Annotated in this window: 9 protein-coding genes; 7 read left to right on the plus strand and 2 right to left on the minus strand. The window is 43.6% G+C overall.

Annotated features, from left to right (window positions below):
- Window positions 1-6 precede the first annotated feature (6 nt).
- From BLU80_RS10390 to BLU80_RS10425, 7 genes are all read left to right on the plus strand, one after another.
- Window positions 7-1,056 (plus strand): hypothetical protein, encoded by a 1,050-nt coding sequence (locus tag BLU80_RS10390; RefSeq protein ID WP_091397686.1) that lies wholly within the window; start codon window positions 7-9, stop codon window positions 1,054-1,056.
- Between the two features lie 348 nt (window positions 1,057-1,404).
- Window positions 1,405-3,852: a sodium-translocating pyrophosphatase gene (locus BLU80_RS10395; protein WP_170831205.1), complete on the plus strand. Its 2,448-nt coding sequence runs from the start codon at window positions 1,405-1,407 to the stop codon at window positions 3,850-3,852.
- Between the two features lie 186 nt (window positions 3,853-4,038).
- On the plus strand, window positions 4,039-4,320 hold the full coding sequence (locus tag BLU80_RS10400; RefSeq protein WP_091397689.1) for a hypothetical protein: 282 nt from the start codon (window positions 4,039-4,041) through the stop codon (window positions 4,318-4,320).
- Complete coding sequence (locus tag BLU80_RS10405) at window positions 4,313-5,134, plus strand: queuosine precursor transporter (protein WP_091397694.1); 822 nt, start codon at window positions 4,313-4,315, stop codon at window positions 5,132-5,134. The genes BLU80_RS10400 and BLU80_RS10405 overlap by 8 nt, the downstream gene beginning before the upstream one ends.
- An 823-nt stretch (window positions 5,135-5,957) precedes the next feature.
- Window positions 5,958-6,626 (plus strand): alpha/beta fold hydrolase, encoded by a 669-nt coding sequence (locus BLU80_RS10415; protein WP_091397701.1) that lies wholly within the window; start codon window positions 5,958-5,960, stop codon window positions 6,624-6,626.
- A gap of 1,122 nt (window positions 6,627-7,748) precedes the next feature.
- Complete coding sequence (locus BLU80_RS10420) at window positions 7,749-11,012, plus strand: SusC/RagA family TonB-linked outer membrane protein (protein ID WP_211481809.1); 3,264 nt, start codon at window positions 7,749-7,751, stop codon at window positions 11,010-11,012.
- Window positions 11,013-11,076: 64 nt separating this feature from the next.
- On the plus strand, window positions 11,077-12,936 hold the full coding sequence (locus tag BLU80_RS10425) for a RagB/SusD family nutrient uptake outer membrane protein (RefSeq protein WP_091397704.1): 1,860 nt from the start codon (window positions 11,077-11,079) through the stop codon (window positions 12,934-12,936).
- 293 nt (window positions 12,937-13,229) lie between these two features.
- Here the strand turns inward: BLU80_RS10425 and tamL are convergent, their stop codons facing one another.
- Both tamL and BLU80_RS10435 read right to left on the minus strand, forming a co-directional pair.
- Window positions 13,230-15,662 carry a translocation and assembly module lipoprotein TamL gene (gene tamL / locus BLU80_RS10430; RefSeq protein ID WP_091397709.1) on the minus strand — a complete coding sequence of 811 codons (2,433 nt, stop codon included), beginning with the start codon at window positions 15,660-15,662 and terminating at the stop codon, window positions 13,230-13,232.
- A 58-nt stretch (window positions 15,663-15,720) separates the two neighbouring features.
- Complete coding sequence (locus tag BLU80_RS10435) at window positions 15,721-21,192, minus strand: translocation/assembly module TamB domain-containing protein (RefSeq protein ID WP_139188129.1); 5,472 nt, start codon at window positions 21,190-21,192, stop codon at window positions 15,721-15,723.
- Window positions 21,193-21,231: the final 39 nt, after the last annotated feature.

The following is a 21,231-nucleotide window of genomic DNA, read 5'->3' on the forward strand; positions in this document are numbered from 1 at the left end:
TTTCCGATGCGCAAAAAGCGACTCATACCGACACCGCAATATCTTAACAACCAGTCCAAAGCCCGCTTTGCTTTATCTGGCCCGTTGTCCTTTATCTGTTTATTGGTCTGCTTTATCCTCCCTTCTAATGCTTTAATGTCCCAGGTAATAAACTCTGCTGACAGCCTGAGGCCCGGTTTTAATCTATATCAGGGGCTGCGGCCCGGTGATACGATTCTGGAAAACCAGAATCTGAGTCTGCCGGTGGTGATTATTAATTCTGTTAACAGCGGGCAGCTGCTTAGAAGAATTAAAAATGACACCACCTTCTATAAAGCTTTTAAGACCTTGCACGTAGTCAGCTATCACTCCAACAATCATATTGAGATCTATAACAAAAAAGGTAAGGTCAAGGCCAGCTATAAAAGCGAAGCCGAACAATTGCGCCATAACAACTGCCGCACCACTAAAATCTTACACCAGGAGACGACCGGAGATTTTTTTGACCGCAAGGGAGATTATAATTATACCATTGGCGACATGTTTGCCGGATTATTTTTTGCCAAGGGGCAGGTCTGTGGAGAAACCAATATTGTCAAAGGCAATATGAACTTTGAAACCAGTGGACTCTCCGGCATTAATAAGAAAAAGGAACAATTGAAGATGTTGTTTTTTAATCCGGGCAGAAAGATCCCGGGCATCCCCTTTATCGGGGACAAACTTGATCTTTATGATCAGGATGCTCTGAAAAAATACAATTACAGACTGGACACCGTTACTTATGGCAATCATCACGGTTATGAATTTACCATTACGCCTAAACCGGGTGCCCATGGCATCGTGATTGACTATATGCGTACGATCTTTGATGCGGAGACGTTAAATGTCCTGTACCGATCCTACTCGTTGAGCTATAAGGCGGGTATTTATGATTTTGATGTCAAGATGCAGGTGCGTTTAGATATGCGAAACGGTCAGCTGGTCCCCATCCAGCTTTACTACAAAGGTAACTGGAGCGTTGTACTCAAGGGCCGGGAAAGATCTAGTTTCTCAGCGAGCTTTACGGATTTTAATTAACACTGTAATCTGCATGAATTGTGTGGATATCCCTAAAATTTAGCAGATAACTTCTAATAAGTTGCCAAGACGAATTCTTTGACGATTGCTTTTAAATAAATCCCGCTGCTTAAAAATTCCTGATCTCACTTGCCAGGCCATTTTCTTTTCTCCTATCAAATACTTAACAAGTACGCTGTTATTTTTGGAACACGCGGCCCTTTTATATCCATTCAAAATCAAGTAATTAACAATTAATTACCCACTGGTGCATAAACAAAAATTAGTTTTTGAACACAATGTTAAATTTAATCTTTTAATCCTTATATTTGTTTCTATATATTTTTTAATCAATTAAACATGTCGTCTATGAACAATTTGTTTTATGTGGTACCTGTCCTGGGCCTCATAGGTCTTATTTTTACGATCATAAAAAGCAAGTGGGTGGCGGCGCAGGATCCGGGGTTGGATCGCATGAAAGAAATTTCTAACTATATCGCTGACGGAGCGATGGCTTTCCTCAAAAGCGAGTACAAGGTTATGTTATATTTTGTTGTAATTGCAGGTATCCTTTTAGGAATTATGGGATATAGTAATAGTAGTTCACACTGGTCTATCGCCCTGTCCTTTGTGGCAGGTGCCTTCTTAAGTGCCCTGGCCGGCTTTATCGGTATGCGGATTGCCACCAAAGCCAATGTGAGAACTGCCAATGCAGCAAGAACATCACTTAGAAAAGCACTGGCCGTTTCATTTACCGGAGGATCTGTCATGGGAATGGGCGTAACAGGACTGGCAGTTCTGGGCCTGGGAGGCTTATTTATTATCCTGCTGATGACCTTTGCTCCCGGTGCCCTCAGTGACACGCAGGAAGTCGCCAGAGCCATAGAGGTATTAACCGGTTTTAGTCTGGGGGCAGAAAGCATCGCTTTATTCGCCCGCGTGGGCGGCGGTATTTATACCAAAGCAGCGGACGTAGGTGCTGACTTGGTAGGTAAGGTCGAAGCCGGCATCCCGGAAGACGATCCCCGCAATCCGGCTACCATTGCCGACAACGTAGGTGACAACGTAGGAGACGTGGCCGGTATGGGAGCAGATCTTTTCGGTAGCTATGTGGCCACTATCCTGGCCACTATGGTGCTCGGCCACGAAGTGCTAGGCACCAATGGTAGTGCACTGGCAGATGGCTATAGCGGCTTCTCTCCCATTTTACTGCCTATGCTGATTGCAGGTACCGGTATTATTTTTTCCATTATCGGGACCTTCTTTGTCAAAATCAGTGAGAACGCCGGGCTGAGTACCAGTAAGGTCCAGGCGGCCCTGAATAAGGGTAACTGGGGCGCCATTATTTTAACGGCTATTGCCACTTATTTTATCGTAAACTGGCTTTTGCCAAGGGATACTACCATGGTACTTCGAGGTACCAGCTTTACCAGTAATGGTGTTTATGGTGCCGTACTGGTTGGCCTGGGTGTAGGAACGCTGATGAGTGTGATCACTGAGTATTTTACCGCCATGGGCAAAAGACCCGTAAAAAGCATCATTCGCCAGTCAGCCACAGGACACGCCACTAATATTATTGGTGGTCTGGCCGTGGGCATGGAAAGTACGATGTTGCCGATCATAGTGCTGGCAGCAGGGATTTATGGTTCCTTTCTGTGTGCCGGCCTTTATGGTGTGGCCATCGCTTCAGCCGGTATGATGGCCACAACGGCCATGCAGCTTGCGATTGACGCCTTTGGCCCCATTGCTGACAATGCCGGGGGGATCGCAGAGATGAGCGAGCTCCCTGGAGAAGTCCGTGAGAAAACTGATATACTGGATGCAGTAGGCAATACGACCGCCGCTACGGGCAAAGGGTTTGCCATTGCATCTGCGGCCTTAACTTCCCTAGCCTTATTTGCTGCCTTTGTCGGTATCGCCAAAATTGATGGTATCGATATCTACCGGGCCGATGTGCTCGCTGGATTATTTATAGGCGCCATGATTCCCTTTATCTTCTCCTCATTTGCCATCAGAGCGGTAGGTGAGGCAGCGATGGCTATGGTTGAAGAAGTTCGCAGACAGTTTAGAACAATACCTGGTATTATGGAAGGCAAAGGCACACCGGAATATGATAAATGCGTCGCTATCTCTACCAATGCGTCTTTAAGGAAAATGCTGTTGCCAGGCGGTATCGCCCTGATTAGCCCGCTAGTGATCGGTTTTATCTTCGGACCGGAGGTGCTGGGTGGTTTTCTAGCCGGCGCCACGGTGTCAGGTGTCCTTATGGGTATGTTCCAGAACAACGCCGGAGGTGCCTGGGACAATGCCAAGAAATCCTTTGAAAAAGGCGTGGAGATTAACGGAGAGATGCATTATAAGAAATCAGATCCCCATAAAGCCTCAGTTACGGGTGATACCGTAGGTGATCCTTTTAAAGATACCTCTGGACCTTCCATGAATATCCTGATTAAACTGATGAGCATTGTTTCACTGGTCATCGCACCAACTATTACCAAAATACATTCAGGTGATATTCATCAGCATCTACTTCAAAAGCAACAAAGTGTAGAACAGCTCCTGAATCAAAAAACAAATAATCAGCAAGACGGCCCAGTTGATGTGGATAATGAAAGTACACGCATCCATCACCTTATGCCAGGCCTCCTGTTTACAACAGGCAATACGGCTAACTTTAGGGAGGAACAAAAGTTGCCAGCTTGTCATCAGTCTAACGCAATGGTTGCCGACACAGCGGCATTAATTACGTTTAATAAGGCGGTGAATGCAACTGACACCGCCGCGCTACGGCTACCAGCAAACAGGGGCGCCATTTAAAATAAATATAGTTTTAGCAGGATTAATTGAGCGCCAATCCTTCCTTTTGAAGAATTTTCGGTCAGTTAACCTGGGCAGAAATAAAAACAAGCAGCAGCCGGTTTAGGAAACTAATAATGGCTGCTGCTTATTTTTTAGACAGAATGCTTAATTTTGAGCTTTGCTGAACTATAAATAAATAAGCAAATGCGCAAAGTCGCCTGGTTATCTAAAATCGCCTTTATCTTTAATATTATCTATTTTATAGATCTTTTATTACGTTTTAAAATAGTTGCCAATAACCTCTCTCAAGGCCCAATTGGGTTATTGGGTGGCTGGCTGCTGGCCCCTGTTTTTAATCTGGCCCTGCTTTTTTCCTTACTGCTGTTAAAAAAGAAAAACGAACCGCTACCGGTTGAAAAATGGATTTGGGTGTTTTGTCTTTGCTGTTTAATCTTCCAAACCGTATTATTTTTAGTATATGATTAATCGTTTTCTAAAAGATCGTCCTTCCAAACTCTTTATTGGCTTCACCGCCTTTTTTGTAGCCAATGCGCTTATAGCAGAATGCATTGGCGGTAAAATTTTTTCATTGGAAAAAGTCTTCGGATTTGCACCGGCCAACCTGACACTGTTCGGGGAGAGCGGACTGTCTTTCACGCTTACCTGCGGGGTGCTGCTATGGCCACTGGAATTTGTCATTACCGATATTGTCAATGAGTTCTTTGGCCCCAAAGCCGTTAGAAGAATCAGCTATACTGCCATCATCTTAATAGCCTATGCGTTTTTAATGTTCTACCTGTCCATTCATATTCCGGCAGCGGATTTCTGGGTGGGCTCCGGCAAACAAAAAGGCATCGATAATATGCAAAATGCCTTTAATGGCATTTTCGGACAAGGTATGTGGATTATACTGGGCTCCTTGGTGGCCTTTTTATTTTCACAGCTGGTAGATGTCTATGTTTTTCAAAAAATAAAAAAAAGAACGGGCGATAAAATGATCTGGCTTAGAGCCACCGGGTCTACACTGGTATCCCAGCTAGTAGACAGTTATATTGTGCTGATTATTGCCTTTAAAATTGGTAATAACTGGGCCTGGTCACTCGTGCTGGCCATTGGTGTCATGAATTATATTTATAAGTTTGTGGTAGCCATTATTATGACACCGGTGATTATTTATGTTGAAAAATGGATTGAGCGTTATGTAGGAAAAGAAACTGCGCATAAGATGCGGCTCAGCGCTATGGGACAGGAAATTGATTTACAGGACGATGGATTTGAGAATATTCCCACTGCCGGATAAAAATGCAGTTTTAAAAAACAGATTTATGCAGTAACAAAAGAAATATTGTTCCTGAGAGGAACAATATTTCTTTTATTTCTATCCGGAAAAATATCTGCTGTTTTATTTTTGGGTTGCGGTTGGACAACATTTGGCAAATGAAGACGGTTATGCCCATTCAAAATGCATCGGTAGCCGGGGGCCTGAGTCTTTGCTTACATCGACATCAAAAAGCAGGAGGCTTATATGCCAGTCGCACAAAAAACGATATCCAGGTTAACAAAAAAATGTGCTAGCTCAGATAAAGCCTTCTTTCTGACCCGGCACACAAAAATAAAATTCAGAAATTTTATGGGCCTAAATTGTCCGATTTTCCAACATAGCGAACAACTGACGCCCAAACGTAGGTTTACATGGATCGCCTTCGTATTGCTCCTTGCCAGCAAACCTAAAAACCCTATCTGAGGTCTACAAAACCTCAGTCATCCAATCCTCCTACTAAATACCTTTCGTTTAAATTCTTGAATGGATATATTCCAGCCCCGCTTTATGTTGTTTCAAACGCGGGAAATCTTTCCACGGTCGGTTTTGTTGTTCCTTAAAAAGATTGTGCTGCCAGGCAGCCCTGGCGACTAATTAATTGAATCATCAATATCGCTGCATGAGTTCTCCCATGGTTTTCTTTAAAGACCATCCGTGATACGTTTGTTGACAGACATCGGAGTCTGTTAAATCCCTTTCCTGCTCAGTTTATGATGAGATTAACCATAATCCGGTTAATTATCCTATATTTAATCTACAAAAACAATCTATTCAAATTCATATCTAAGCAGTCTCTATTGTCATGCATGCATATTTTATCAGTGGGCTCGGGGCTGATCAGCAAATGTTCTGCAGAACACAACTGCCGGCCGGTTACACCATCTGTCACCTACCCTGGCTTCGACCAGAAAGGACAGAGGATTTTGCTTCGTATGCCAGAAGATTGGCAGCAGGCATAGACCAGTCCACCCCATTTATATTAGTCGGCCTTTCTTTAGGAGGTATGATGGCCATAGAGATGAACCATTTTTTAAAACCCACCTATACCATTCTGATCTCCAGCGTCACTAACAAAAGAGCCCTTCCCTTCTGGTTTAAACTCGCCAGCATAACGGGGATTTATAAAATCGTTCCTGATTATTTTTATCACCATAGAAATTTTATAACGGCCTGGCTGCTGGGGGCACAGTCCAAAGAAGATAAGGCCCTCTTAAGTAAGGTCATGCTGGAAGCTGATCCTGTCTTTGTAAAATGGGCCATTCCAAGAATCCTTAGTTGGGATAACCATTTTATTCCTGAAAAGCTCAAGCACATCCATGGAACAAAAGACGTTATCCTTCCTTACAGACCTAATAAAAGAACCTTGCCCGTTCAGGATGGAACCCATTTTATGGTATTCAACCGCGCGGCGGCAGTAAATAAGCTATTAGCAGCAATACTAGCGAATACAGCAGGCCCCTATTCTCGTTAACACCATGGCATGCCTCTAACAGGACTTGAATTTTCTTTTTGCCCTATATAATAAATAAACGCCAAACATGTACTCGTTTTCCTAAAATGCGCTTTTTGCTATAAAAAGCAGCGGGAATGAATCTTAACTACCTCTTTTCAGACGCCATTATGCTGGAATTTAAAATAAATTTAATCCTTTAAGCAAATAAAATAAGCCTCCCCAAATTACGGGTATTTACAGCCAAAGGGCTAATAATCACGTCATTAGACAATGATTGCTTTAACATTTATAACATAATTTTTCTTAATTTCTTAAGCAACATTAACATTTGAGAAAGTGCAAATATTGCATTTTACAGTGTATTCAATTATTTATTAATTATTATTATAATGTTTATTTATTTAATTATAAATATATTTATAAGAATTATTTAGCTAACAAACACCTGTACGGAAACGATTCCGTAAATAATTATTTATTTAATCAAGACTTAAAGTTAATTTAGCTTATTCTTTTTTTTAACACTTAAAAACACTTCGAATGATACTTTACGATCACGGTCTTACGGTTTTGGGGGGCATTTTGAAGGGTTATCATAACAGGAATGCCGGTTTTAGGGATTTTGCAACGTCTAATATGAAAACCTTTTCACTTATTCAATGGTTAAGTTGACAGCTAACCTCTTTAAAAATGGCTAAAAAACCTAAAGCGCCGCCTCCATTTCTATTAATTAAAAACTTGGATCACCTAATAAAAAAAGCCATTATGTCTGATCAGACCTGATGAAATAAATAATGCAGGGAAAAACACTATGCGCTTTTTTTAATACAATTATGCGCCGAAGGCCTACATTGTACCTCATCCAACAGCAGCAATGAGACCTTGACGCATCCAATATATCGCTGCGCCTGTACATCTTTTTTAGCACCATAATCTTTATCTATTCTCCTCACAATAAAGATCTTGATGCGCCGCCACCGTTTTAATCAAGGCATTATAAGATAATCAAGGCAGTCTTAAATAGAAATCCTTCTCTCATTCTTCATAAATGAATCAATATTTATCACGAAACCTTTCAACATTTATTACCTCACACTCAAAACAGATTCAAAAAACACACATCACTCTAAAAAAATTTCCATGACAAAAACACAAAAAAAATGGAGGTCCTTTTTGGCAGCACGAAACAAACCGCTACAATCTGTGACTTCTAAAAGCCAGCCGAATTATAGCAAAAGGCTGGTAAAAGCTGCCATCGGCACGCTTTGCACAATGGGGCTGATAGGCTATCCCTGCCTATCCGCTGAGGCACATCTTAATTTTTCACCCGACTTTACAAAAGATTTTAAATTCGAAGCAGGCGATTATTACCAGCAAATCGTAGCCGGCAAGGTAACCGACACGGCAGGCGCACCAATAACTGGCGCCTCGGTACTTATAATCGGAACTAAGGAAGGGGCTATTACTGATCAGGATGGCAATTATACCATCAAGGCTAGTTCCGGCCAAACGCTGATGTTTAAATATGTCGGCTATGAACAACAGGAAATAAAGGTTACCGGCAATCATCTGGATGTACGTCTTGTTCCGGAAACCTCTACCTTAGATGATGTCGTTATGATCGGTTATGGTACACAGAAAAAAAGGGATCTTACCGGAGCTATATCTACGGTTAACACAGAACAGCTTAAAAATGAAAACCCCGCTTCCCTGCAGGATATTATGCGCTCCAATGTACCAGGGCTAAGCGTTCCGTACAGCACATCCGCCAAACCTTCCGGGGATTTTCAGATCCGGGGTAAAAACACGTTAAATGCGGGAGCGACACCGCTAATTGTCCTGGATGGGGTTATTTATTATGGTTCTATTAATGACATTAATCCGGATGACATCGCCTCTGTGGATGTTTTAAAGGATGCCAGCTCAGTGGCCGTTTATGGAGCCAAAGCAGCCGAAGGCGTCATTGCCATTACCACTAAAAAAGGTCGGACGGGCAAACCAACAGTAGCGGTCAACGCCAATTTTGGCAGAGCTACACCAGAAATTAACCAGCGTCCTTATGATGTGAACGGCTATGTAAAGTTCAGGGAAAATGTAGCCCTCAGCCAGCATGCGACTACGGCTAAACCCTATCAATACAGCGATCCCCGCAATCTACCCAGTGACATCACGGTCGATCAGTGGCTGGCCTATGACGGCTCCAAAGGAGATCCGGTAAGTATCTGGCTGGAAAGACTGGGCATGAAAAGCGTGGAAGTCAATAATTACCTGGCCGGACGCAGTGTCGACTGGTACGATATGATTATCAATAGTGGTAACCAACAAAATTATACGGCCAGTCTCTCGGGCAAATCAGACAGGGTTTCCTATTACTGGTCCGCCGGTTATCAGGATAATGACGGTATTGTCTATGGAGACCGGTATAGTATAGCCAGAAGCCGTCTGAACCTGGATGCCAAGGTAACGGATTTCTTTTCCATGGGGATGAATGTAGGCTTTGCGGTCAGAGATGAAAGCGGCGTTGCCGCGGACTGGAATAAGGCCATCACCAACTCTCCTCTTGGTTCTATCTATACGGATGATTCTTCCACCCTTCGCTACAGCCCTAATGACCAGCAAGGTCTTGGACAGACTGAAAATGTACTGGGCGCACCCACTTATACGGACCGTTTGAAAAAGTACTATACTTTAAATGCCAATTTCTATGGTAAGGTAAAATTGCCATTCGGTATCCAGTATCAGGTAAACTTTACGCCTCAATATCAGTGGTATCAGTACTATAATGCAAACTCTTCCGGTTTTGTAGGCTCCAACTGGGAAGTACAGGGGGGCCTGGCCCATAGAGAACATGCGGTGACCTATCAATGGAACATCGATAATTTACTTACCTGGAACCATGATTTCGGCGATCACCATTTTGAAGTAACGTTGCTGCAGAATGCGGAAAAGTATCAATATTGGAGTGATCTTGTAGACAACAACGGTTTTGTACCCAATGACGACCTGAGCTATCATAACATCGGTGCCGGAACCAACGCGGTTCCTTCCAGTGATGATCAGTACGGAACCGGGCAGGCATTTATGGGCAGATTGATTTATGCTTACAAACAACGTTATATGTTGACGGCCTCCGTGAGAAGAGACGGCTATTCTGCCTTCGGCGACAAGTTTAAATGGGGCACCTTTCCGGCTGTCGCACTGGGCTGGGAGTTCACCAAAGAACCCTGGTTTAAACCCAGTTGGCTGGATTACGGTAAACTGCGTCTTTCTTATGGGGTAAACGGGAACCGGGACATCGGCCGCTATGTAGCGCTGTCAAATATCACCACAGGTAAATATTTTCACGTGGGAGATGATGGTTCCGTAGAATCCGTGAGCGAGCTCTTTGTAGCGAATATGGCCAATCCGAACCTACAATGGGAAAGAACAGCCGCCTACAATGTCGGATTGGATTTTAGGTTATTACATGGAATCCTCTCAGGAAGCATTGATGCCTATAAGAGTAAGACCACCAATTTATTGGTAAAACGCTCTCTGGAAGATATTATCGGTTTTGATTATATCTGGACTAATCTCGGACAGATTAATAATCAGGGGCTGGAATTCCAATTGACAAGCCAAAATATCAACCGCCCTAATTTTACCTGGTCCAGCAGCTTTAATTTCTCGCTGAACCGCAACAAAATCATAAGTCTTTATGGAGACAAACAAAATATCGTGGATGCAAACGGCAATGTCACCGGTCAGAAAGAGCCAGATGACATTACCAACGGCTGGTTTATCGGTCATCCGCTGGATGCCATTTGGGATTATAAAGTATTGGGGGTTTACACAGAAGCAGAGAAAGACCTGGCTAGTAAATACGGGCAACAACCCGGTGACTTTAAAATAGAAGACGTCAATGGAGACGGTAAATATACCAATGATGACAAACAGTTTCTGGGTTATAAAAATCCAAGGTATAATCTCTCTTTACGCAACGACTTTACTTTCCTTAAAAACTTTGATTTTTCTTTTGTGCTCTATGCCAAACTGGGCGCCATGACTACTTTCAATAATGCCAAAAACAATAGTGGTTTTATCGACCGCAGTAGTTATTATGATTTACCCTACTGGACCGTAGACAATCAGATTAATAACTATGCCAGGCTTTTCTCCAGTGACGGAGGTGCCAGTTATAATGTCTGGCGCAGTACGTCCTTTGTCCGGCTATCCACGATCTCTTTAGCTTATACCTTCCCTAAGGAGCTCATCAAAAAAGCACAGATTAAGGATCTCCGGGTTTATTTTACAGTGCGCAATGCGGCGTTATATGCACCCAACTGGGATTACTGGGACCCGGAAATGGATACCCCAGGACCTTCCCCAAGAAATTATACACTGGGGCTTAACGTAACACTATAGTGTTAGCTGAGACGCTTATCCCTAAGGAAGGATATTCTATTAAAAATCAAGAAAAAATAAAGTTATGTTGACAATACAATTTAAATATAAAGCCTTGCTGGCTATAAGTCTTGCAGGAATTATCACCGCCAGTAGTTGTAAAAAGGACTATCTGGACTCTAAACCCCTTTCTTTTTACACCCCTGCCACTACCTACAACACGGCCGCAGGTCTTAAAGGCGCACTGGTTGCCTGTGAGCGCAATCTGCGTTATAATTGGTCCGGTGACGGTGCTCCGGAGATCACACAGCTCATTTTCTCCGATATCGCGGTGGACGGAACGGATGACAAGTCGGGGCCTGCCCAAAACATGGATCTGCAGATCACCCCTGATGCGATAAACAGCACTAACGACAACGCTGACCATAACCGGATTTTCTATTTCTGGCATCAGGGATATGCTGACATCAAGTATGCGAATACTGTTATCACCTACATTGATGAACCGAAATGGGATACCACGGATCAGGCGCAACTGGCCACCAGAAATGATCTGCTGGGCCAGGCCTATTTTCACCGTGCATTCCGGTATTATGAACTGACCAACGAGTTTGGCGATGTACCCTGGGTAGGCAGGCTTTATAATGAGCCCAAACTGGATTTCCAGACCGTGGACAGAACGGTCATTTTAAAGCAGATTCAGTCGGATATGCAATTTGCAGTAAAATGGGTAACCGATGAGGGTAAAGCCAAAGGAGAGGTAACCAAAGGAGCCTGTCAGCATCTGCTAGCTAAAATCGACCTTGCCCTTGGTGACTTTGACGGCGCCATCCAGGCGTCCACGGATTTAATAGATGGTGGGAATTATCATTTAATGACTGATCGGTTTGGCCAGGATGCCAATAACGCTACTAAAAATGTGGTCTGGGATCTGCATCTGAACAGCAATAAAGACATCTCGGCTAACAAAGAAGCGCTTATGTTGGTCATCGACAAGCCGGATATGGATGGTAAATTTTCAGGAGGCACGCAGATCATGCGACAAACGATGCCTTATCTGGCAGGTGGAAAGATTAAAACACCGATGGGTAATAACGGTGTTAGTGATAAGGTAGATATTGAATACTCTTATACAGCCACTATGGGGCGAGGACTTGGCCGCTGCCGTCCCAGCTGGTATACAGAGAAAGCCATTTGGGCAGATGCAGGAAATGATCTCAGACATGCGCCGGGAAACTGGGTTAAAATGGAGGATTTTGTATACAATGAACCTACCCTGAAAGGAAAGGACCCTTATTATGGTAAACACCTGCAATTATATGATGGCAACACCCTGCTGTGTTCAGATACATTAAGGGACTGGTTCGAATTCCCGTTTTATAAATTATATATCCCGGATGACATCAATACGCCTCCCAGAGGAGGTAATGGCGACTGGTATGTTTTCAGACTGGCAGAGACCTATCTGGTCCGGGCTGAGGCTTATTTTTGGAAGGGAGACCTGGCCAGTGCAGCAACGGATATCAACAAAGTCCGGGAAAGGGCTAAAGCAACGCCCATTAGAGCTTCGGATGTTAGCATAGCGACCATCCTTGACGAAAGAGCACGTGAGCTTTATTATGAGGAAGAAAGAAAAGTAGAACTAACCAGAATTGCTTATTTATTTGCGCAGTCAGGTAAGAGCTATAAAGGCCATACTTATAGCACCGCTAATTTCACGACTAGTAATTTCTGGTATGACCGGGTACTGGAATGCAATAACTTTTATAAAAACAATACCGTTACACCGCATGGGGATATGTATAAAATCAGCCCATATCAGGTCCTCTGGCCTGTCCCTCAGAGTGCTATCGATGCCAATACGGGCGCACAGATTAATCAGAACGCGGGGTATTCAGGTGCTGAAAAGAATGTAGCAGCACTAAAGAGCATACCAGAAGATTAATCAAAATGAATACAGCTGTTGCCATTGCTTAGGTATTGAAAACAGCAATACATTTTGGAGGTAGGTTTGAGTGAGTGTATGTGGATCAAAAAGGGAGTCGCTCCGTTCATTGATTATTTCAATGAGCGTAGAGACTCCCTCATTTATCAAAGCTTTCAATACAGCATTCAAATACGGCCAGATTAAATGACTAAGCTAAAACAGTGCCCTGTATACATCACTACGCTGATGTATACAGGGCACTGTTATTTTATAAATGCTTGTCCGGTCAAAATGTATGATCGTTGAAAATCCTAGAAAGGATATCCGATGGCGATATTAAAAATCAGATTATCTTTTCTCCAGCTATTACTGCCAAAATCAATCTGGTCAAATACCCACCGGTCGCCTTTTTCCAACCAGGGTTTACGAATCGGCATCCCCACATCCAGTCTTAATATCAGAACGGTCAGATCAAAACGCAACCCTACCCCTGCATCAGCCGCCATCTGATTTATAAACTGACCGTTAAAAACACCGCCCGGCTGGCCTGCATTGGAATTAAAAAGCCATATATTCCCGAAATCCGCAAACACCGCTCCTTCCATAAAACCAAATAAATGCGGGCGGTATTCTACCGTTCCTTCAATTTTAATATCTCCTGACTGGTCCGGAAAAAAGTCGCTGCCATTATACACATCTGCCACATTATATGTACCTGGCCCCAGGGATCTCGCCCTAAACCCTCTTAGACTATTGGACCCTCCGATAAAAAATTGTTTGCTATAGGGTAAAATGGTAGAATTACCATAAGGAATACCTACGCCGGCCATAAGCCGGGCTGCCAGTTTACTTTTTCTGGAAATTCTTCTAAAATACCTGAACTCGTTTTCTATTTTTACGTATTGATTAAAAGGCTGACCAAACAGTTCTTTAATCTTCCCCTCCCGGGCATTTGCACCCGTGATAATCCCATATAGATTCGCTGACAGGTCGATGGCGGCGTTATAATAATAAGTATTTCTTTTAAAAGCCTGAGCCGTATTGGTAACTGTATAGCTATAACTCGGACCAAAGGTAAACTGCTTGTCAATTACATGCGCCAGGGTTGGATTCTGACTATGAGCCACACTGTCTGCATAGGCTGGAGAAACGCCTGTCGGATTTACATAGCTTATATTAATCACATTGAGATTATGTGATCTTTTTTCATTTTCGCGCCACTCATACCCAAATGAGCCCGTAAAAGAATTCAATGTATATAGTCCCACCCTGCGGTTTATGGAATAGCCCAGACTCAGGTTGGTATGCGGGATGTATGCATTGTCTGATTTAAAGTCAAAAGGACTGATAAATCTGGGCCAGGTAATACCTGTTTTAATCCCCCCCTGATAAACATTATTACCTTTATTGCTACCCCCCATCTGTAAATCGGTACTTCCGAATAAACTAACGGTAAAAGCCTCCGCTCCCTTGAAAGCATTTCTGTTTTTCCAGTTAATATTAATCTGTGAACCCATAAAATTAGCAGATGTGGTTCTGCCTTGCAGTTCCAGCTGCAGGGATTTGCCCTGATAAGGAGTCAGGTAATAATAAACATCCAGCTTTGCCGAGTCTTCCTTGTGCTGCACAAATTTATTCTTGACAAATTTATACGGCCCAAGGTTAATCATTCTATTGATACTGTTATTGTGAAGACTACGGCTATAAATATCTCCCGGATGCATCAACACTGTATTTTTAAAAGCATAGGGCTTAATGGTTTGATGAGGATCTACCACATTATACCATCCATACTGCTTCATTTTACTTTTGTGACGGGCCGTATCCCTTAAGGAATAGTCCGGGTATAAAAAGATGCTGTCAATTTTATAAATCCGCCTGGCTTTATCAGAAGTTTCCGGCTTCACGACTACATTCATATCTACCTGATGATTGCCAACCGTACTGTCAACTTTAACCAATAAATCTTCAGGGGCAAAGAAGTAAAACCCTTTATTTTTCAATCGGTTATCAATCCGAACTCTTTCATCTTTAATATCATCCAGGTTATATTTCCTACCCTCCCTTAAAATAGACCTGCCGGTAGCCCTTTTGATGGCCTGACTTAAGGAATCTTTTGCTTTGGGAAAACTAACGCTGGCAATATGATAGGAAGGCCCTGGCTGGATCTGATAGACAGCGCGGCCTTTTTTTGCCGTAGTATCCAGACTGCCATCAACCGCAGCCTGAAAATAACTATTGTTTTGCAGATACCCCTGTAAGACTTCACTGTTTTTAGCCAAATTCACATCACTGACTAGTACCGGCGGTTCCCCGAATTTCTGGTTCAACCAGTGTTTTATCCCCTTGGTTTTCTGCGTTTTTGTTTTATTATATACCCATAGCTTAAATCTAAGTCCTAAAAAAGAACTATTGGGAACCGGCCTTAATAATTCCTCCATCTGTTCTTCCAGATCCTTACGCTCATCACTGGTAATTTCAGCAGAATCAACCGCCTGCTTACTGATATCCAGTGTACTGCCTGTATAAAGTTTCTGCCCCTCTGCCAGATATTTTGTATTGCTGCATCCGCTAAGCGTAGTCCCAATCACGTAAAGTAGGGCCAATACCGACAATATATGAACTGTCCTGCCTGCACAAAAACCGCGACCATGGCGGCTACCAACTCTGCTGCCATGCCCTTCCGGTAATCTTTTAACCGAACTCTTTTTCAATATGATATGTCTGCCTGTATGAATTTGCATATTCTATTTAGTCGTTGCGCAAATAATTGTTTATATCGGTTTGTTACCAAAGTCCCATCTAATGGGCAGTGGCAGCCTCCTTATTACCATCCTCCACACTGCTATCCCCTTTTGCTTTTTTTAGAGGAGCTGAATTAACAAAGGATGTTACCGTATCGGTATTTTCACCGGCGCTCTTATTGCCGGACGCTGGTGCGACAGTTGTGGCGCCATTCAGGGTGTTTTTTGAAGCAGGCCTGACTGAAGATGTTGCACCCGTGCCATTTGCGGCACTGTCTGTTTTACTGCTGTCCTTTATTTGTTCTTCCTGTTGCTCCTGCTGCTGTCTGACACTGTCTTTTTCTGCCCGCTGTCTTTCTCTATATCGTCGCAGCCATTCTTTTTGCTCCTGACTACGCCCCCTTAATATCTCTTTGAATTTATCGTAATCAAGCGTCATGGAGAAGCCCACACCCGTTTCAATCACCTGTCCCTGAATTACAATAAAGTGATCATTACGGTAGGCACGTAATAAATAACGGCCATCGCGGCTAAGCTTATACCCCACCGAGACATTTCCTGCAATACTGGTGGCCTTCTCTCCCGCCTGAGCTCCTTCCAGGTTAAAGTTATTGCCTACGCTGACAGTCAGACGGTCATTAAGGAAGTTTTTTGAAACCCCTACATTCAGATCCGTCCGGTTGGTGGCCGTACCGCTGGAATAATCCTCTCCAGAAGTCAGGCCAAAGTCAAGATCCACCCCACTAATCAGATTATCGGCTAATCTGTTCAGCTGATCAGATAATAGGCTGGAGACGCTGCTGCGCAGTGCACCTTCCACTGTCTGACCTTCTACCATACTTTGTAATGGGTTATCTCCGATAAAATGACCCAGTACAAGCACCCCAAGTACTTGTTTATTCATTTCATTCGGATCCGTTCTGATCTGTGCCAGCCTGGTACTGACAGCATTGGTAACCTCACTTGACACATTTACCTTGCTGTTATCATCTGGCAGGGTGATATCAAAACTAAGTTCCGGTTTCAGCAATTCACCCTTCATCATCAGAGCGACTTCAAATGGCAGTTTTTGTTTAAACTGCGTTGTATTTTCACTGCCCGTCAACTGATTTTCCACAAGATCCAGTGGCGGCACATTGGCTGTATACACGGCCGTTAAGTCCACATTGGCACTCGTTGGATCTCCGGTCCAGATGATGGTACTTCCTTTTTTAAATTTAAAATTCCGTTTAACGGTGGCGTAAGACAGGTTATAGGAACCGTCGTTGACTTCATACGTTCCGGTCAGACTGGTCTTTCCACTGGGATCAATACCGCCGTTTAAATGTGCCTCCCCTTTTAGTTTGACCATATCTCCGTTGCGTTCATCGAGCACAATAGAAAAGAGCGCATTTTTATCTACATTAATTGTAGCAGAGATGTCCATACCCTGAACACCTGTATTACGCAAAGAATCCAACTGTTGCTCTATCATAATAGAGTCCAGGTTCGGCTTTTGATTTTTCTTTACAAATTCAACAACCCCGTCTCTTTCCTCTACGGAAGGGTCGGCTGAAGGAATTACGATGGTCAGATCTGTTTTATCCCTAACACCTATGGTGCCATCCACTATAGGCGTATTCATATCACCGGCAATATTCATACGGGCATCCATATAAAGTTTACCATAATAAAGAGGGTTATCCGCTTTAGTACTATTGATCACCTGAAAATCACGGGCATTAACCTTCAAACCAAAACCATAATCCGTATAATTCTGTGTTTTGATTACACCATCTACCGTCAGTCTCCTCTTTTGCTGATCCAGTACATGCACCTGATCTAAATGGATGCCCTCCTGATCAAATCGCACTTTCTCATCAGGCATTGTAAAAGGCGCATTGAGCATGGCTACATTAAACCCTGCCTGATTAAAATGCAGGCTTCCGTTAATCTTTGGTTGATCCATATTGCCCTGAATGTTCAGCTTACCATCCAGGCTACCTTGCATATCTTTTAAATAGCCCAGGGTCAGCCCTTCGATTGATTTTAGATTCAGCTTTTGCAAATCCAGCAAAAAGTCCATTTTGCTTTCCGGAGCTGTATAATAGGCCCCGGAAAGATTTACCTGATTTCCCTGGCCTGTAATGTCAATCTTCGTCTGATAAGCTCCTGGTATTTTATTATCAATATTAACCGCCACATTACCAATTGTGTCAGTTTTAAAATTCAGATCCTGAATACGGACATTTGCTGTCACCAGCGGATTGGTCATCATGGAATCAATGGTCGCAGTACCGCTGAGCATCCCTCCCACCTGTATAGAATCCTGATTAACAATCTTAGTCAGGGTCTCTATTTTAAAGTTCTTAAAATCAATATTGACCGGCGCTCCGCTCTGCTCGGGCACTGACTGCACCTGCAACTCCTGCCCTTGATTCATCAGCTTGAAATTATGTATCATAAGTCCAAGCGAGTCATACTGAATCATGTTATCCTGGGCTACCTGCCACGGGATATAATCCAACAAGAGGCTGTCAGCCATCAGTTTTAACTGTAGTTGGGGGCCATTAACGGAGGCCACTGCCCCTAGTTTATAATAATCCTTACCAGTCTGATCATGAACATTCAATACAGCGGTCAACTGATTATTTTTAGCCATCCCGGCTAAGGAAGGTCCGTCTAACTGCACCATGTCACCTATTGCCACATGTTTAAATCCCGCCTGATAACTGAGCACCTTTTGATCACCGTGAATCTTAAGCAGTCCTTCAGTCAACGTATCGGTGTCATAGACCGTATTGGGCAAAGAAGCGTCCAGATCCAATGCAGGAGTCAGGTTATCAAAATGACCGGTAATCTGTATAGTATCCAGCCTTTTTAAATCCGGTACAAAACCTGCAATCATCGGAGTTCTGAAGATGCGGGCATGAAAATCTACCCTTTGGTGACCTGTAGCCGTATCTGCCCCTTTAAGGCTATCTGCGTTGAGCACTGCACCTGAATTGGAAAAGGCCCTGGCCTGATCCAGGATGCCAGGCGCTGAACTGGCCTTAGCCATAGTGGCGCCTTTGTTAATCTGACTGCTATCCGCAGGCAGGCCAGGCAGACTGTCAACCGCCAGATACCTGTTGAACATCTGTTGGAGAGCCGGAGCTAATTTAGTCAGCTGATATTTACCCTGCATACTGGCCACCATTCCCAGACTGGCTGCATCTAATACCAGACTACTGGAATCCGCGGTTGCAGTGGAGATAAAACGAATTGAATCTGATTGTAACCTTCTATTTCCACTGATTAAAACCAGATTATTAATATTGACTTGCCCGTTCAAAGAGTCAGGATCCGCGCTGGTAAAGCTGGCCCTCATATCCGTATGCATCTTAAGCGTGTCGGTAGTCAGATGCAAGGCTTGGAAATCCGCACTATCCAGTTGAAGATCTATATTTAATGCCGGTGACGGACCAGTCATATCCGCATCACCCACCAGTTTAAAACTTAAGTTGGGGTCGGCTAGCTTTGCATCTAATTTATATTTTCCCCGATCTGCATCGGCCTCAAATGTCAGATCCTTGTAATTATACCCTTTGAGTTCCATTTGGCGGATCACGCCATTCAATGCCAGGCTCGCTTTTTTGGGATTAAAACTTTCTCCTTTTAAATCCGTGGTTAGACTTAGCCTGCCTACCATATCCTGCATGCCCGCCAATTTTCCAATATTGAGATTATGGGTACTGAGACTTCCCTGATAGGTCTCAAAATCCGGGTGGCGCATATCGAGGCGTCCTTTGAAGGAAGCGTCTCCATCGCTGGATTGTAAGGCCAGCGATGTATTGAACTGGCTGATTGTTCCTTTAAAATTACCGGATGCCCTTAAACTTGCAGGCAGTGCGTAGCCGGCGGGCATTACGCCCGGCGGCATCATTTTCATAATATCAGATCCGGTGGATACAAAATCTCCGAGTACCAGATCCATATAGGTTTTATCAGGATCAGGCAAGCCCATCAGATGGCCGGAGGCTTTCAGGCTGGTATTCCCTAATCCACTTACTACAAGTGTCGGAACATGCAAATCACCCACTTTACCCTCCAGCTTAGCCTTAAGTTTCACGACAGACCCGGCAAAATTAGTGATGGCCGGGTAGGCTTTTAAAAATGGCGCCGCCAGTAAGATGTCCTGCATACCGATTTCACTGTTATCGATATTAGCCTGAATGCCTAATAAGGCAGGATTAGCTGCCACAGCGTCCAGGGAAGGATAATTTATCTGGATTTCATCACCCAGTTTACTATGCGGAAGACCTAAATAGAATTTTTTAAGATAGGCGGCCTTAGGGCCGTAAAAGAACAAACCGCTTAAACTATCTACCGCAAATCCACTTTTGTCCTTAAGACTTAATTGTCTGAGCTTACCCTGCATACTGTCTGCCACAAACCAAAAGTCCTCTACCCGGGCGTAAATGCCCTGCATATCCATGTGATAATAATCCAGTCCCTTAGGTTCCTTAGGCATATCCTCATTATCAAAAGCTATCCGGTTATCAGTCAGTGTCAATTTTTTAACACTGAACTGCCAGGGCAGCGCCGTAGCCATGGCGGTCGTTGGGGTGATTAAGGTATCAATATGTTTTACCGTTTCTGAGACAACCTTACCTACCGTTTTAGGGCTACGCATCACCACCTTAGCACTGGTCGTATCCAATAACACCTCATCCAAGGCAATATTTTGTCGGGGCAGGTCTATCTTATCAAAACGAACTAACAACCTGCCCAGGTCCAGACCTGCGTCCATTTCCAGGGACCGGTAGTTCATCAGTATTTTTTGCATATCCACCCTGCCAATACTTAAGGTCATATTCAGGGGCTCTGTAGCAGTATCAGCAACCGGAGCCGATTCAGACAAGGCTAGCTGTTCGATATTAGCCCTGACATTACTTAAGTGGGTTTCAGGGACGGCAAAGGCCATTTTATTAAGGTCAAATTCCCCGATTTTCGTATCAAAATGCCCTAAAAATACATGAATATAATTCTGATCCACAGAATCATTATAACGAAGTTGTATCCGGTCCAGGTTAATTTTACCTAGATCAATGGCAAAACTGCTCTTCGAGGTATCCGCCGCTTCCGGTGTTGTAGCAGTCGTATCCGCAAATGCCTGAACAATATAATCAAAATTATAAACGCTGTCTTTGCTTTTTGAAATATGAGCAGTCACTCCCTGCCAGTCAATCTGATCGATAACCAGTCTTTTTTCAAAAAGTTTCCAGAGGTTCATTCTGGCTTCCAGGTCCTCGCTATACAAAAGGGTATCCTTATGCTGGTCTTCCAAATAAACCCCTTTAACGGACAGGGAAGTCGGGAATTTTAAATAAACGGAGGCAATTTCTACCCTGGTTCCCAGCTTGTTTTCCAGGTAACTAACGGCCTTTTTACGAATAAAATTCTGTACGGAAGGCACTTGCAAAAGCAAGATAACAAGTACCAGGATTACAATAATGGATCCCAGTACCCACAATATGGCCTTGAGTGCTATTTTAAGGGTCTTTGTCAATACCTAATTTTCCGGTAAAGGTAAATTATAGGCCGCGGG

Origin of the sequence: Arachidicoccus rhizosphaerae (assembly GCF_900107765.1) — a bacterium.
Taxonomy (GTDB): Bacteria; Bacteroidota; Bacteroidia; order Chitinophagales; family Chitinophagaceae; genus Arachidicoccus; species Arachidicoccus rhizosphaerae.

Bases quoted from the DNA above. Each gene is read 5' to 3' on its own strand.
- BLU80_RS10390 (WP_091397686.1), top strand. From the start codon at position 7: ATGCGCAAAAAGCGACTCATACCGACACCGCAATATCTTAACAACCAG.
- BLU80_RS10395 (WP_170831205.1), top strand. From the start codon at position 1,405: ATGAACAATTTGTTTTATGTGGTACCTGTCCTGGGCCTCATAGGTCTT.
- BLU80_RS10400 (WP_091397689.1), top strand. From the start codon at position 4,039: ATGCGCAAAGTCGCCTGGTTATCTAAAATCGCCTTTATCTTTAATATT.
- BLU80_RS10405 (WP_091397694.1), top strand. From the start codon at position 4,313: ATGATTAATCGTTTTCTAAAAGATCGTCCTTCCAAACTCTTTATTGGC.
- BLU80_RS10415 (WP_091397701.1), top strand. From the start codon at position 5,958: ATGCATGCATATTTTATCAGTGGGCTCGGGGCTGATCAGCAAATGTTC.
- BLU80_RS10420 (WP_211481809.1), top strand. From the start codon at position 7,749: ATGACAAAAACACAAAAAAAATGGAGGTCCTTTTTGGCAGCACGAAAC.
- BLU80_RS10425 (WP_091397704.1), top strand. From the start codon at position 11,077: ATGTTGACAATACAATTTAAATATAAAGCCTTGCTGGCTATAAGTCTT.
- tamL (WP_091397709.1), bottom strand. From the start codon at position 15,662: ATGCAAATTCATACAGGCAGACATATCATATTGAAAAAGAGTTCGGTT.